The organism is Komagataeibacter europaeus LMG 18890 (genome assembly GCF_000285295.1).
GTDB lineage: Bacteria > Pseudomonadota > Alphaproteobacteria > Acetobacterales > Acetobacteraceae > Komagataeibacter > Komagataeibacter europaeus.
On sequence record NZ_CADP01000015.1, the window covers coordinates 41,394 to 54,366 of the forward strand.

Here is a 12,973-nt window from a genome sequence, read left to right on the forward strand (position 1 = left end):
GGCATCATGCACCTGTCCACTGCGTGGGAGGTCAGCATGCTGTGCGGGTTTTCGGCGCTGTTTTTCCTGCTCACGCTGTTTGCCCTGACCGGGCGCCCGCTGCCCGAACCCTTTTTTGACGGCCGGTTCTTCCTGACCCTGCACCGCTGGCTGGCGTGGCTGTTCGTCGGGCTGGTGGCGCTGCATGCCGGGGTGGTCATGTGGGTGGATCCGCAGACGTTGTATGACCTGTGGCCATCGGGCGCGCCCGGCATGCAGTTCGGCGCGGCGGCGGCCCTGCTGGCGGTGGTGACGCCGTGCCTTGCGTTGCAGCGCGTGCGCCGTGGGCTTTACGCGACGGCGGCCATGTTTCGCCGCTCGCACGCGATGCTGGCGATGGCGGTACTCGGGGCCTCGGTTTTCCATGTCGTGGCGACACGGGTGCATGTGGCCCTGTGGTGGCAGGTCTGGCTGTGTGTCGGGATCGCCATGGTCGCCTGCATGCTGCCGGTGGGGGAACGCTGGCTGCTGGCGCGCGTGCCCACCCGTCGCGACGGGCGCAGGCGGCGGCTGCACACGGCGTATCTGGCCCGCGGGCTGGTTGGCGTCATGCTGTGCGTGGCCGCGTCCGAAACGGTGGTGTTCGTGTTATGGCGGCATTAGGCCTGCGGCGCGCGATGGCGCCTGTCCTGACGGCAATCGGGCTTGTGGCCCTGTTCGCCCTGCTTGTGGCCGGGCACCGGATGACGGTCGCGACAGGGCAGGACATTCCCCTTGTGTTCCACCACCGCGCGCATGGGGGCTATAACTGTGTCACCTGCCACCATGATTTCCTCAAACCGGTGGTGACACCGGCGACACACCGCACCTGCATCGCCTGCCACAGGGAAACGCCGCAACTGGCCCCCATCATGCGCGACCAGTTCCATGAACTGTGCGAAGGCTGCCACCTGAACCTGCAGCAGCAGGGCCGGCAGGCGGGGCCGGTGCATGAATGCCGCGACTGCCATGCCCGCAGACCCGACATCCCGGCGCATGGGCGGCTGTTCTGACGCGCAGGTTCAGCGCATGGGCCTGAGCAGGACGGAAATGGGGCGGTGGTCGGATGCGTAATTCTCGATCACATGGCGTTCGATACAGGTCAGGCCGCGCACAAGGCAGCGGTCCAGCCGGATGGGCAGCATATCGGCCATGCGGTGCGTGGGTTCGCGTGGCCCCACGTCATGGAAATGCCGGATCAGGGCGGGACCGACCTGGTTGAAATCCCCCAGTATGGCGGCCTGGTGCGGCAGGATCTGCACGACGCGGCGCAACTGCCTGCGGTTGAGCAACTGCCCGTGCGACAGGTGGACATTGGCCACCGTCACCGTCCCGCAATCCACGATCTGGGCCACGCGGCGGATCAGCGTGCCGGCGGGCAGGGTGCAGGTCAGCGGCTGGCGGCGGTAGGGCCACGGGCTCCAGCATGCCAGGCCGTGTATGCGGCCGGGCAGGGGGGAACGCGCGTAATGCCCGCCGATCAGCGTGGGCAGGGCATCGATTTCCACCGTTGCTTCCTGCATCAGCATAAGGTCGGGCCGTTCGACGCGGATCAGGTCGATCACGTCACGTACCGTCGCCCCGATGCGGCGCAGCAGGTTCCAGCTGACGATCTTGATCGCCTCGCCCTCGCGCGGGGTCAGGTCCATCTGCGGTGGCGTGCCGTGCCGGGGCTGGATTGAGGGCAGGCGAAGGTAGGGGCGCGCTAGGGTCATGGTTCGATAAACGGCTCGCGTATTTCGTCAGGGACGGGATCTCTGGACCGGGGATCGCCGGCAGCGAATTCGGCAGTCAGGGTATAGCCCACGCCAATCAGGACGGGACCAAGGAAAATGCCCAGCCCCCCGAAGGTCAGCACCCCCCCCAGCACGCCCAGCACGGTCAGCAGGTAGGGCATCTGCGCCCCGCGCGCGATGAACATGGGCCGGATGACGTGGTCCGCCCCCGATACGATGATCGTGCCGTACAGCAGCAGGAAGATGCCCCAGCCAGGATGGTGGGTCAGCAGCAGGAACACGGCGGCGGGAATCCAGATCAGCGGCGCGCCGATGGGCAGCACCGCGACAAAGGCGGTCACCGCGCCCAGCAGCACGGGGCTGGAAATGCCCGCGATGGCGAAGCCGATACTGGTCAGGATGCCCTGGATGATGGCGGTGCCAAGGATGCCGTACACCGTGACGCGTATGGTCCGGCCCACGATGCGCAGGATCCGGTCGGCATACACCCCCGCGATCCGCCGCACCACGGCGACGAAGGTATCGCCCAGCGCATCGCCGCCCAGCCAGAAGAAGAAGGAAATGAACAGCGCCATGGCCAGATGCGCCAGCCCGCTGGCCAATTGCATCATGGCGGTCAGGATCGATTGCCCGATGCGCCCGGCATAGGGGCGCACGATCTGGTCTATGCTGCCGATGTCAACCGACCATTTCTGCCATTTTTCAACAATTTCAGGGCCGAAATGCGGAATATGCGCAATGCGCGCGGGCAGCGGCGGCAGGTGCAGCGTGCCCACCGCGTCCACCACGTACTGCAGTGTCGCCGGGACATCGGCAATGCTGCTGGACACCACGGCGGCCAGCGGCACCACCAGCACCAGCGCGCACAGCACCGTCATGATCAGGGCCGCGGGCAGCAGCGACATGTGCCGCCGCAGCCGCATGAACACCGGCCATGTGGAAAAGGTCAGGATCGCAGCCCACAGCAGGGCGGTCATGAACGGATACAGGATCAGGACGCAGCCGAATGCGATCCCCCCCAGCATCAGTCCCATCATGATACGTTCGACCATAGCGGTGGCGTATCCCCTCCTGCCATTAAACGAAAGACAAATGTTCAGGACTTTCGTTCCCGTGGCGTATGCTGCACCTTATTATGCGACACGCAATTCCTAAACACCGGGAGAAGGTATGCATCCGCTGATCTCAGCCACAGACCTGGCACAGGCCATCCAGCATGGCGACATCCTTGTGCTCGATGCCTCCATGGCGTTGCCGGGACAGGCCTTCGACCCGCAGCAGCGTTTCGCCAATGCCCATGTCGCCGGTGCCGTGCGGTTTGACATCGACACGTTTTCCGATCCGGATTCCCCCCTGCCGCATACCATTCCCGGTCAGGCCCGCTTCGCCCGTCTTGCGACCGAACGCGGCATGGCGAACACGAAACGCATCGTGTTCTATGACCAGGACGGCATGGCCTGCGCCGCGCGCGCATGGTGGCTGACGCGCCTGTTCGGTCATGAACGGGTGCAGGTGCTCGAAGGCGGGCTGCCCGCATGGAAAAGCGCGGGGCTGGCGCTTGAAACCGGGCCGGACCTTGCCGCCCCCGCGCCCTTTGTCAGCCGCCCGCGCTACGGCCGGCTGCACGGCACGGGCGACGTGCTGGACATCGTGCATGGCCGCCTGCCGGGGCTGATCCTTGACGCCCGCAGCCGGGGCCGGTTCGAGGGCCGCGACCCCGAACCCCGCGCCGGGATCGAATCCGGCCACATGCCCGGCGCGCGCAGCCTGCCCTATACCGAACTGCTGGATGACAATGGCCGCTTCCTGCCCGTTGATACGCTGAAGGAAAAGTTCGCCAGCCTTGGCGTGACCGACAGCACGCCCGTGACGTGTTCGTGCGGCAGCGGCATGACCGCGTGCATGATCGCTCTGGCGCTGGTCAGCATCGGGGGCGGCGCGGGGGAACCCGCGGTCTATGACGGGTCATGGGCGGAATGGGCGTCCACGCCTGATTCGCCCATCGTGTGCGGCGCGTAAGGGCGGCCGACATGACCGATCCCATGGCGCTGGTGCCGCCTGACCTGCTTGAACGCGTCGTGCGCGGCTGGCGCGACATGTCCACGCGGCTTGTCCAGATGGGGCGCGACCGGCCGGAGGGCGACAGGGGCGTATTCGTCAATCCCGCCGCCGAGCGGGGTTCCACCGTGCTGTTCTCCAGTCTGGAGGCCATGGACCGCGCCGGTCATGGCCGCTATGGGCCGGAACTGATCTACGGCGCCATGGGATCCCCCATCCAGCACAGGCTGGAAGCGGTCATCGCCGAAATCGAGGGCGGCACCCACGCGCAGGTCGTGCCATCGGGGCTGGCGGCCTGCACGCTGCCGCTGCTGGCCTACCTGCAGGCGGGCGATCACTGCCTGCTGTCCGATTCCGTCTATGGTCCCACCCGGCGCTTTGCCGACAGGGTGCTGCGGCGTTTTGGCGTGGACGTTACCTATTTCCCGCCCATGGCGACCGAGACCGAGCTTCAGGCGCTGGTGCGGCCCGATACCCGCCTGGTCTTTGCCGAAAGTCCCGGCAGCCATTCGTTCGAGGTGCAGGATATTCCCATGCTCGGCCGCCTTGCCGCCCGGGCTGGCGCGCGGCTGGTGGTGGACAACACATGGGGCATCGGCCTGTTCAACCCGTTCGCGCATGGGGCGCATGTCTCGGTTCAGGCGCTGACCAAATACGCCGCGGGCCATTCCGACACCATCATCGGCGCGGTCACGGTGGCGTCGGATGCCGACTGGCGGCCCCTGCGCGACACCGCGATACAGGCGGGGCAGACGGCGGGACCGGATGACTGCTGGCTGACGCTGCGCGGCCTGCGCACCATGGGCGCGCGGCTGGAACGCCAGGCGGCCACCGCGCTGGGGGTGGCGTTGTGGCTGCAGTCCCGGCCCGAGGTGCATCGCGTGCTGCATCCCGCCCTGCCGTCATGCCCGGGGCATGAATACTGGGCGCGGGATTTCAGTGGCGCGTCCTCCCTGTTCGGCGTGGTGTTTGACGCGGGCTTCACGACCGCGGACATGACCGCCATGATCGACGGGCTGCAGCATTTCGGCATTGGCGCGTCATGGGGCGGGTATGAAAGCCTTGTGCTGCCCACCACGGGCGGGATCTCGCGTTCGTGCCTGTCGGTTACGGGCGCGGGACCGGCGTGCAGGCTGCATGTCGGGCTGGAAGCGGGCGGGTTGCTGGTGGACGGTCTGGCGCGTGGTCTGGATGGCATGTCTGCCGCCCGCGCAGGGCGGGGGACGGACTGACGTAGATCAAGGTTGCGACGGGGCAGGGATGGGACACTTGCCCCATACACGATGCCCCCGTCCGGCCATGCCGGCCGGGCGGGTGGCGCAGGGAATGGTGGCTCCATGGCCGGGGCCGTGACATCGGAACGGAAGGTGCAAGATGGCTGGAAAGATGAAGGCTGCGGTTGTACGGGAATTCGGCAAGCCGCTGACGATCGAGGAACTGGACATTCCGCAGATCAACACCAACCAGATCCTGGTCAAGGTCGATGCCTGCGGCGTCTGCCATACGGACCTGCATGCCGCCCGTGGCGACTGGCCCACCAAGCCCAGGCCGCCCTTTATCCCGGGGCACGAGGGAATCGGCCATGTGGTCGAGGTCGGCAGCAACGTCAACTGGATCAAGACCGGCGACGTGGTGGGCGTGCCGTGGCTGTATTCGGCCTGCGGGCATTGCGAACACTGTCTGGGCGGATGGGAAACCCTGTGTGAAAAGCAGGAGGACACCGGCTATTCCGTCAATGGCTGCTTTGCCGAATACGTGGTGGCCGACCCCAATTACGTCGCCCATCTGCCGAAAGACATCGACCCGATCAAGACGGCCCCCGTGTTGTGCGCGGGGCTGACGGTGTACAAGGGCCTGAAGATGACGGACACCCGGGCCGGGGAATGGGTCGCCATTTCCGGCGCGGGCGGACTTGGGCAGATGGCCATCCAGTACGCGGTGGCCATGGGCCTGAACGTGGCGGCGGTGGATATCAGCGATGAAAAGCTGGAAGAAGCCCGCAGGCTGGGCGCGCGCGTGACCGTCAACGCGCTGAAGCAGGATCCGGTCGCCTATATCCGCGAACAGACCGGCGGCACCCACGGCGTGCTGGTCACCGCCGTGTCGGACAAGGCGTTCAGCCAGGCGGTGGGTTACGCGCGGCGCGGCGGCACGGTGGTGCTGAACGGCCTGCCGCCCGGTGACTTCCCGCTGTCCATCTTTGACATGGTGATGAATGGCACGACCGTGCGCGGGTCCATTGTCGGCACGCGGCTGGACATGATCGAAGCCATGTCCTTCTTCACGGATGGCAAGGTGACGACGGTGGTCAGCACGGACAAACTGGAAAACATCAACACCATTTTCGACAACCTGCAGCATGGCCGGGTAAAGGGACGCGTGGTGCTGGATTTCCGTAACGGGGCCTGAAACGACGGCAGCCGCCACCCTGATGCCCGTTCAGGGTGGCGTATCGTGTAACCGGAGGGCGCGAACGGGAAAGATGCATCCCGTCGTCGCGCCGCCGTGGCAGGTGGCTGTCCGATGTAAAACGGCAAGGTTATTGCGCATTCCGGCTAAAGGATGCCGATACGATGCAGTAATTTTTCGGACAGGTGCGCTATTTTATTGTCGGGTTCCGGTCTCAGGTCGGAAAATTTTATTTTGGGCGGATTGAATTTCTTTATTTCTGCAGTTCTGGTTTCAAACATTTCCATGAACTTGAGGGGATCGCTCCAGTCCAGCATGTTCAGGTCCCAGTACGCATAATCCCACCATCTGGACCGCAGCATTTTTTCAATGATGTTTTCATTGAACCGCATTCTTATTATCCTGGCCGGGTTTCCGCCAACTATGGCGTATGGGGGAACATCTTTCGTGACCACGGATCCCGCTGCGACGACCGCGCCATCGTGGATTGTGACGCCACCCTTGACCATTACGTTTGCACCGATCCAGCAGTCATTCCCGATGACAATTCTTCCGTAATCAGAATTGAATGGCAGGAGATTCCAGTTTTTTTATGGGAATGCGCCAGATTCCGGTAAAAATCATCAGTGACAACCGGACTGGACGTTACGGAATTCAGGGGATGGGATCGACTGAAATCGCCAAACCCATGGGAGATGGATGAATACCTGCCTACGGTGACATCCGCGTAAATTTTTGAAAAGGAATAGGAAAAGGCGCCACACTGGAACAGCGTGCTGTTCTTGAACCAGGAATAGATTTCTATTTCGGCCAGATCATTCCAGAAACGTAAATATATTGATTTATTGTCAACGTTTATATGATTGAGATTAAGGGTATTAATTATTTTTTTATTTATAAGAATTTTCATTACAACCAATATATATTTTTAATATAACTTCTTGAAATTTTATATATGAAAAATACGCAGTCGATACATATTATGGACATGTGGAATGACCTGAAGAAACTTCGGCTTCGGGGGCGCGTTTTTCCTATCGGATAGGGCATGCGCGGCCATGCCGACATGTCGATAATGCAGAAACTGAAAGACAGGTAAGGGTATCATGAAAAAAACGGTGATTCTGGCAGGGCTGTGCGCAACCGGGCTGAACGTGGCGATGCTGGTGCCCGCGCTGGCGGATTCCTGCGACGGCGTGACGGATCATGCGGAATGTGAAGTGCGCCTGAAATCCCATGAAACCAGCAGGGAGACCCGTGAAAAGGCCCATGAAGCGCATGAAAAGGCCGCGTAAAAGACCGACAGCGCCAAGGACTGGGGCGACCGGACCGGCAAGAAACTGGATAACTGGGGCCACAAGACCAAGGGCGACATGAGCCAGTTTTTCACCGGGCATCGCTAATTGAAATAACGCAGCAGCCGGAAACTTCGGTATTGAATGGCGAAAGGGGGCGGTGCCAGATGGCGCCGCCCCCTTTCGTGCATTCATGCCCCGCGATCAGGAATGGTGGTGATCGCCTGCCTCATGCTCGCGCCAGCCTTCTTCCAGCGTGTGAAGGAAGGTCTTGAAATGCTTCTTCACCTCGGCAGGGGATGCTTTTTCCATCACGTCCTTTTTCGCGGCCGTCAGGGTGGCGGCGGCGTGGATCAGGGCGGCGTGGATGACGTTTGTCGGTTCTTTGGCCATGTCGGTATTCTCCCGTTGGATTGATGGGCAGAGGATGAAAGATGCCACGATGGCTGGCAACCATTGCCCCTGCATGACTGCCGTTCCCTGACACCCCTTGAAACCGCGCGGGATCGGGACGGGGGAACCCGCGCCACGGTCCGCCGTTGAACGTCCTGAACACCAATCCGATGGGATAAGATATGTTTTTCAGGCGTACCGCACTGGCCCTTGCCACCACGACTGTCCTCGTCCTGCCGCTTGCGGCGCGGGCGGAACCGGGGGGCTGCGTGAAGGGGGCCGTCGCCGGTGGCGTGGCGGGGCATTTCGTTGGCAGTGGCCATGCCAAGGGCGGGGCGGCTGCCGGATGTGCCGCAGGCATGGCGCGACGCCACCATGCGCGCAAGGAAGCGCGTGAAAACCAGCAGCAGCCCGAAAATGGCCCGCCGGAAGGGGGATCGCAGCCCGCGTCCCCGCCGCCCGGTAACGGCGGTCAGTAAAAGGTCAAGGCAGAAGTTTCTGGCGAAGCGTTTTTCCAGAACGCTTCGGAAAACGCCGTCTTTTGCAAAAAAGGCGGCGCCCAGAAACTTTTTTTACCTTGTATCATCCGTCATGGCACGGACCGGACGGACGATGCCCCCATGGCGCGTGCGAAACACATGGTCAGCATGTTGTGCGGGTCGGGGTTGATGCCTACGAAAATGATGTCCTTGCGCACATACAGCAGCTTGTGCCGTGGCCCCATCGTGACGCGGGGCAGGACGACCGGCTGGTCACGCGCCACCTGTTCGCGCGTGCTAGCCACCCGGTCGTGGCTTATGCGCGCCAGAAGCACAAGGTCAGGCACCACAATGGCCATATGCATGACAGCCAGCCCGGCACAGCCCGATGTCATGACCCAACTGAAAACCCGCCCGGCGGGGCAGGTGAACAGCAGGCAGGTCAGGTAGCACACCAGCAGCACGCTGGCGGGAAAGGATACCCGCGCGGCCAGTGCTTCGCGCGGGAACATGAGCAGCAGCGCCATATAGGCCAGCGCCAGCCCGACAAACCATGCCCCATGCCCCGCACGCCGGCAGGCGGGAAAGGGGGTCTGCCGCCGCCCCAGGAACAGGCCGGTGCCGATCACCGCCACGAATGGCAGCCAGAACGGGTCAAACAGGCTGCCAAGATTGCCCAGCAGCCCATCCAGCCGGTCCATGACCGGGCTGGGCGTCATGGTGCGCATGCGCACATAGTTGCCTGGCGCGATTCCCAGTACCAGCGTGCCCATGCCGTGGCTGCACAGCAGCGCCCACGGCGCGCGCCGTCCCCGCTTCCACGCCCGCACCGCGTCCCCCGCCAGCACCAGCGTCAGCAGCAGCGAAAGCGGTTCAAGGAAGGTGGAGATCAGGAAAACGGCGCCATGCTGCACCCCGTTCATGTCCGTGCGGCGGGACAGGATGCGCGCCAGCAGCCACATTTCCCCCGCAACAGGCCACAGATAGCCAATGGCCCCGGTTTTCCATAACGCGACCTCACCAATGGTGCGCGGCAGCCACCACAGCATGAGAAACACGAGCAGGTACTGCACCATGCCGTCCCGCCAGCAGGCAGGGGGGGGCCGCCCCGCCACCGCGCGGCACATATGCACCACGACATGCACCAGAAAGGTGAAGATGCCCGCATTCACCACCGCAAAGGCCGCAAGCGACCCATAGGGCCGCAGGTCCAGCACGAAAAAGGTTGCCAGCGTGGTGAACCACCGCCCGGTCCAGAAATTGTAGTTGCCCCATACGATGCGCATGATGGTGGCGGGGTGGAACGGCATGGTGCGGCAGTAATCATCCGCCCATAGCGGCGTGACCCAGTTGGCCCACAGCAGGAACATGAAGCATAGCGCCAGCCCGACCCGTTCACCGGGTTCGGGGCGGGGGGGAATGCATGCGGATGGTTTCATTCGATACTGGGCCCCTGCCGGTCCGGGATTTCACCATGACGGGCATCCCTACGGAAAAATGATGCGGTCTGGCCACGGGGGCCGTTCGTGCAATTGATCCGTGACCGGGGTTGTATCATGGATCGATGCCGTCGCATCGCCTATGAATCCATCCTGACCGGCCCCGTCAATCACGATCATGCCGGAGATCAGGGGATAGAGCCACGTGTTACAGCCTGCCGATCAATCCGTCTCCCCCCCGCATGGCGCGGTGCCCGCCGCTCCGGCCACTGCCGGGTCGCCCCCGCCATCCGCCGGTACGGGCGGGGCTGCGGCGCGCGCGGCCCTGACCACTGCCTGCGCGGGACTGCTGGTGGGGCTGGATACCGGCCTGATCGCGGAGGCGCTGGGCTTCATCGGCCATGATTTCCATGCCTCTGCCCGGGCGCAGGAATGGGTCGTGTCGGTGCTGATGGTGGGCGCGCTGCTGGGATCCGGGGCGGCAGGCGTGTTTTCCAGCCGCTTTGGCCGCAGGCTGGCGCTGGGCACGGCCACGCTGCTGATCGGGCTGGGGGCGCTGTTATGCGCCACGGCGGGCCTGATCGGGCAGATCCTGCTGGGGCGGTTCCTGATCGGGATGGCCATTGGCATCTGCACCTTTACCGCGCCGCTGTATATTTCCGAACTGACGACGGGGCGCATGCGCGGCACCATGGTGACCACCTTTTCCATGCTGCAGTCGGCGGGCATCCTGCTGGGGTACCTGGCGGGCGGCATCCTGTCGGGTGGTGGGCACTGGCGGCTGATGGTGGGGCTGCCGGTCATTCCGGCGGCGCTGCTGTTCATGGGGTGCGCGTTCCTGCCGTCCAGCCCGTCATGGCTGGCGGCAAAGGGCCGGTTCGAGGACGCCCGCAAGGTCCTGCGCAGCCTGCGTGGGGATGAGGTGACGGCAGACCGGGAACTGGACAACATCCGCCGCGAACTGGGCGCGGGCAAGCCGGTGGGGGGATTCGCCCTGCTGCGCACCAGGCCGTTTTTTCGCCGCTCCGTCGCCCTTGGCATCGGGTTGCAGGTCATGCAGCAGCTGACCGGCATCAATGTGGTGATGTATTACGCGCCCAAGATTCTGGAAGGGGCGCATTTCGGCACCGCCGCCGCCGCATGGGCCACGGTCATGGTCGGCGCGGTCAACGCGGTCGTGGGCGTGCTGGCCATTTTCATGGTTTCACGCTGGGGGCGCAGGCCGCTGCTGGTGACAAGCTGCATCATCATGGCGGTGGCCCTGGCCGCGGCGGGCGTGATCGAGGGGATGCACCTGACCGGACTTGGCGCGGTGCTGGCGCTGGTGGCGGCGTTGCTGGTGTTCGTGGCGGGCTTTGGCATGGGGGCCGGGCCGCTGGTGTGGACCCTGTGTTCGGAAATCCAGCCGATCGAGGGACGGGACTTTGGCGTCGCCTGCTCTACGCTGGCCAACTGGGGCATGGACTGGGCGGTCAGCAACACGTTCCTCAGCATCGTGGCGGTTGCAGGGGCGGGCTGGACCTTTGCCGGTTTCAGCGTGATGAACGTGGTGTTCGTGCTGTTTACGCTGGCACTGGTGCCCGAAACCCGTGACGTGCCGCTGGAGGTGATCGAACAGCATCTGGAAGCCGGCCGGCCGCTGCGTGAAATCGGGCGTTAGACCTGATTGACAGGTGGATTGTTCAGGGCTGCCTGAAAATAATTTATTGGTAAATTTAAGTAAAAAATTTTCTGTATGCCGCCTTTTTTTAAGGCGGCATTATTTTTGAAAATATTCACTTAAAATTCTTTGTATCTCCACATTTATTTCATTCCGTTATGGTTCACGGGTCTGCAACAAGCTGGAGACCCGCAAAAACCGGTAGCGTTTGGACGGCTATGGTGATTCATTGAAGTTACGCGATCACGGAGGCCTGCTATGGATCCCAAGTCCCTGTTCAGTTTGAGCGATCACCTTGATGCATTGAGCAAAGAGGGCGATCCGCTCGAGGTTTTGCAGGAGACGGTGGATTTCGAGTATTTCCGGGCGTGGCTGGTCGAAGGGCTTGGGTATGGCGATGGTAGCAAAGGCGGCCGCCCACCATTCGATCCGGTGATGATGTTCAAGGTCCTGATCCTGCAGGCGCAGCATAATCTGTCAGACGCCCGGATGGAGTTCATGATCCGCGATCGGCTGAGTTGGCTGCGATTTCTGGGGCTGTCGCTCGGGGATCGAACGCCGGACGAGAATACGATCCGGCATTTTCGCAATCGCCTGACCGAGACGGGAACGCTCAGGCGGGTGATGAAGGCCTTTGACTGGCAACTCCAGAAGAAGGGCTACATGCCAATGTCCGGGCAGATCGTGGACGCCTCGCTAGTGCCTGCGCCAAGACAGCGGAACACCGAGGGCGAACGCGAAGCGATCAAGTCAGGGAAGAGCGCCAGCGACATTTGGCCGGACGAGCCGAACAAGGCAGCACAGAAGGATACCGACGCTCGCTGGACACTCAAGGTCGGCGGAAAAGTCCGGTATCGGGCAGATGGGACGCCGCTCCCCATGATCGCCCTGCCGGTCTTCGGCTACAAATCCCACATCAGCATCGACCGACGCTTCGGCTTCATCCGAGGCATGGCGGTGACTTCGGCGTCAGCGGCGGACGGGCGTCTTCTCCGGCAGGTCGTCAGCACGAACAATACCAGTTCCGAGGTCTGGGCAGACAGTGCCTATCGATCCAGGCGCAACGAGAAGTGGCTGTCGGACCAGATGCTCACGTCCCGTATTCATCGGCGCAAACCCATGGGCAAGCCGATGTCAAAGGCAACCGCGCGGGCCAATGCCGCCAAATCCTCGATCCGTGCGCATGTTGAGCATGTCTTCGCGCATCAGAAAAACCGGTTCAACCTGTTCATCCGCACCATCGGCCTCGCCCGCGCTGAGGCGAAACTGACCCTTTGCAACCTGGCCTACAACTTCAATCGGCTGATCTTCCACGAGCGTCTAGAAACCGCAGGCTGACTCTGTCTGCAAGTCGGCAAAACCGGCGAAATCAACGCCGGGTATCGTGGAAATCGGTCCGAATGATACCCTTGGTGCGCCCCGCAACCTCGACGTCATCAAGCCAGCCCGCTTCGCCAGAAATTACCCGGTTTTTGCGGGTCTCCAG

At 63.0% G+C, this 12,973-nt stretch carries 14 protein-coding genes and 1 pseudogene; 10 read left to right on the forward strand and 5 right to left on the reverse strand.

Annotated features, from left to right (window positions below; genetic code table 11):
* The first annotated feature begins 6 nt into the window (after positions 1-6).
* Positions 7-642, forward strand: coding sequence for a ferric reductase-like transmembrane domain-containing protein (locus GEU01_RS07330; RefSeq protein WP_232272445.1), 636 nt, complete (start codon positions 7-9; stop codon positions 640-642).
* Positions 630-1,031 (forward strand): cytochrome c3 family protein, encoded by a 402-nt coding sequence (locus tag GEU01_RS07335; protein ID WP_232272446.1) that lies wholly within the window; start codon positions 630-632, stop codon positions 1,029-1,031. Before GEU01_RS07330 ends, GEU01_RS07335 begins: the two co-directional genes overlap by 13 nt.
* A 9-nt stretch (positions 1,032-1,040) precedes the next feature.
* Here GEU01_RS07335 and GEU01_RS07340 read toward each other — a convergent pair whose 3' ends face one another.
* Both GEU01_RS07340 and GEU01_RS07345 read right to left on the reverse strand, forming a co-directional pair.
* A complete protein-coding gene (locus GEU01_RS07340) occupies positions 1,041-1,733 on the reverse strand; it encodes an endonuclease/exonuclease/phosphatase family protein (protein WP_019085560.1) in 693 nt (230 codons plus the stop codon).
* The gene (locus GEU01_RS07345; RefSeq protein ID WP_019085561.1) at positions 1,730-2,806 is read right to left on the reverse strand and encodes an AI-2E family transporter; all 1,077 of its coding nucleotides are present in this window, start codon (positions 2,804-2,806) and stop codon (positions 1,730-1,732) included. The genes GEU01_RS07340 and GEU01_RS07345 overlap by 4 nt, the downstream gene beginning before the upstream one ends.
* 118 nt (positions 2,807-2,924) lie before the next feature.
* Between GEU01_RS07345 and GEU01_RS07350 the strand changes: the two genes are divergently transcribed.
* From GEU01_RS07350 to adhP, 3 genes are all read left to right on the forward strand, one after another.
* Positions 2,925-3,773, forward strand: a complete 849-nt coding sequence (locus tag GEU01_RS07350) for a sulfurtransferase (RefSeq protein ID WP_019085562.1) — start codon at positions 2,925-2,927, stop codon at positions 3,771-3,773.
* Between the two features lie 11 nt (positions 3,774-3,784).
* A complete protein-coding gene (gene metC / locus GEU01_RS07355) occupies positions 3,785-5,044 on the forward strand; it encodes a cystathionine beta-lyase (protein WP_026018573.1) in 1,260 nt (419 codons plus the stop codon).
* A 142-nt stretch (positions 5,045-5,186) separates the two neighbouring features.
* Positions 5,187-6,221 carry an alcohol dehydrogenase AdhP gene (gene adhP / locus GEU01_RS07360; RefSeq protein WP_019085564.1) on the forward strand — a complete coding sequence of 345 codons (1,035 nt, stop codon included), beginning with the start codon at positions 5,187-5,189 and terminating at the stop codon, positions 6,219-6,221.
* A gap of 332 nt (positions 6,222-6,553) precedes the next feature.
* Here adhP and GEU01_RS27515 read toward each other — a convergent pair.
* A pseudogene (locus tag GEU01_RS27515) lies at positions 6,554-6,796 on the reverse strand (CatB-related O-acetyltransferase); the annotation flags it as partial.
* Between GEU01_RS27515 and GEU01_RS27290 the strand changes: the two are divergent.
* Both GEU01_RS27290 and GEU01_RS26725 read left to right on the forward strand, forming a co-directional pair.
* The gene (locus GEU01_RS27290; protein ID WP_269719725.1) at positions 6,790-6,924 is read left to right on the forward strand and encodes a hypothetical protein; all 135 of its coding nucleotides are present in this window, start codon (positions 6,790-6,792) and stop codon (positions 6,922-6,924) included. The pseudogene GEU01_RS27515 and the gene GEU01_RS27290 sit on opposite strands and share 7 nt — an antisense overlap.
* A gap of 403 nt (positions 6,925-7,327) precedes the next feature.
* Entirely contained in the window at positions 7,328-7,516 is a 189-nt protein-coding gene (locus GEU01_RS26725) for a hypothetical protein (RefSeq protein WP_019085566.1), read from the forward strand.
* A 204-nt stretch (positions 7,517-7,720) separates the two neighbouring features.
* Here the strand turns inward: GEU01_RS26725 and GEU01_RS07375 are convergent, their stop codons facing one another.
* Entirely contained in the window at positions 7,721-7,909 is a 189-nt protein-coding gene (locus tag GEU01_RS07375) for a hypothetical protein (RefSeq protein WP_026018574.1), read from the reverse strand.
* Positions 7,910-8,091: 182 nt separating this feature from the next.
* Between GEU01_RS07375 and GEU01_RS07380 the strand changes: the two genes are divergently transcribed.
* Positions 8,092-8,388: a hypothetical protein gene (locus tag GEU01_RS07380; RefSeq protein ID WP_019085568.1), complete on the forward strand. Its 297-nt coding sequence runs from the start codon at positions 8,092-8,094 to the stop codon at positions 8,386-8,388.
* A 110-nt stretch (positions 8,389-8,498) separates the two neighbouring features.
* Here the strand turns inward: GEU01_RS07380 and GEU01_RS07385 are convergent, their stop codons facing one another.
* A complete protein-coding gene (locus GEU01_RS07385) occupies positions 8,499-9,827 on the reverse strand; it encodes a DUF6056 family protein (protein ID WP_019085569.1) in 1,329 nt (442 codons plus the stop codon).
* 250 nt (positions 9,828-10,077) lie between these two features.
* On the opposite strand from GEU01_RS07385, the gene GEU01_RS07395 reads away from it, so the two are divergent.
* Positions 10,078-11,487: a sugar porter family MFS transporter gene (locus GEU01_RS07395; RefSeq protein WP_019085571.1), complete on the forward strand. Its 1,410-nt coding sequence runs from the start codon at positions 10,078-10,080 to the stop codon at positions 11,485-11,487.
* Between the two features lie 258 nt (positions 11,488-11,745).
* Complete coding sequence (locus tag GEU01_RS07400; protein ID WP_019085572.1) at positions 11,746-12,825, forward strand: IS5/IS1182 family transposase; 1,080 nt, start codon at positions 11,746-11,748, stop codon at positions 12,823-12,825.
* Positions 12,826-12,973: the final 148 nt, after the last annotated feature.

Excerpts from the sequence above, each read along its gene's own strand:
- GEU01_RS07385 (WP_019085569.1), bottom strand. The coding sequence starts at position 9,827 with ATGAAACCATCCGCATGCATTCCCCCCCGCCCCGAACCCGGTGAACGG.
- GEU01_RS07340 (WP_019085560.1), bottom strand. The coding sequence starts at position 1,733 with ATGACCCTAGCGCGCCCCTACCTTCGCCTGCCCTCAATCCAGCCCCGG.
- GEU01_RS27290 (WP_269719725.1), top strand. The coding sequence starts at position 6,790 with ATGGCAGGAGATTCCAGTTTTTTTATGGGAATGCGCCAGATTCCGGTA.
- GEU01_RS07330 (WP_232272445.1), top strand. The coding sequence starts at position 7 with ATGCACCTGTCCACTGCGTGGGAGGTCAGCATGCTGTGCGGGTTTTCG.
- GEU01_RS07335 (WP_232272446.1), top strand. The coding sequence starts at position 630 with ATGGCGGCATTAGGCCTGCGGCGCGCGATGGCGCCTGTCCTGACGGCA.
- GEU01_RS07345 (WP_019085561.1), bottom strand. The coding sequence starts at position 2,806 with ATGGTCGAACGTATCATGATGGGACTGATGCTGGGGGGGATCGCATTC.
- GEU01_RS07380 (WP_019085568.1), top strand. The coding sequence starts at position 8,092 with ATGTTTTTCAGGCGTACCGCACTGGCCCTTGCCACCACGACTGTCCTC.
- metC (WP_026018573.1), top strand. The coding sequence starts at position 3,785 with ATGACCGATCCCATGGCGCTGGTGCCGCCTGACCTGCTTGAACGCGTC.
- adhP (WP_019085564.1), top strand. The coding sequence starts at position 5,187 with ATGGCTGGAAAGATGAAGGCTGCGGTTGTACGGGAATTCGGCAAGCCG.
- GEU01_RS07375 (WP_026018574.1), bottom strand. The coding sequence starts at position 7,909 with ATGGCCAAAGAACCGACAAACGTCATCCACGCCGCCCTGATCCACGCC.
- GEU01_RS07400 (WP_019085572.1), top strand. The coding sequence starts at position 11,746 with ATGGATCCCAAGTCCCTGTTCAGTTTGAGCGATCACCTTGATGCATTG.
- GEU01_RS07350 (WP_019085562.1), top strand. The coding sequence starts at position 2,925 with ATGCATCCGCTGATCTCAGCCACAGACCTGGCACAGGCCATCCAGCAT.
- GEU01_RS26725 (WP_019085566.1), top strand. The coding sequence starts at position 7,328 with ATGAAAAAAACGGTGATTCTGGCAGGGCTGTGCGCAACCGGGCTGAAC.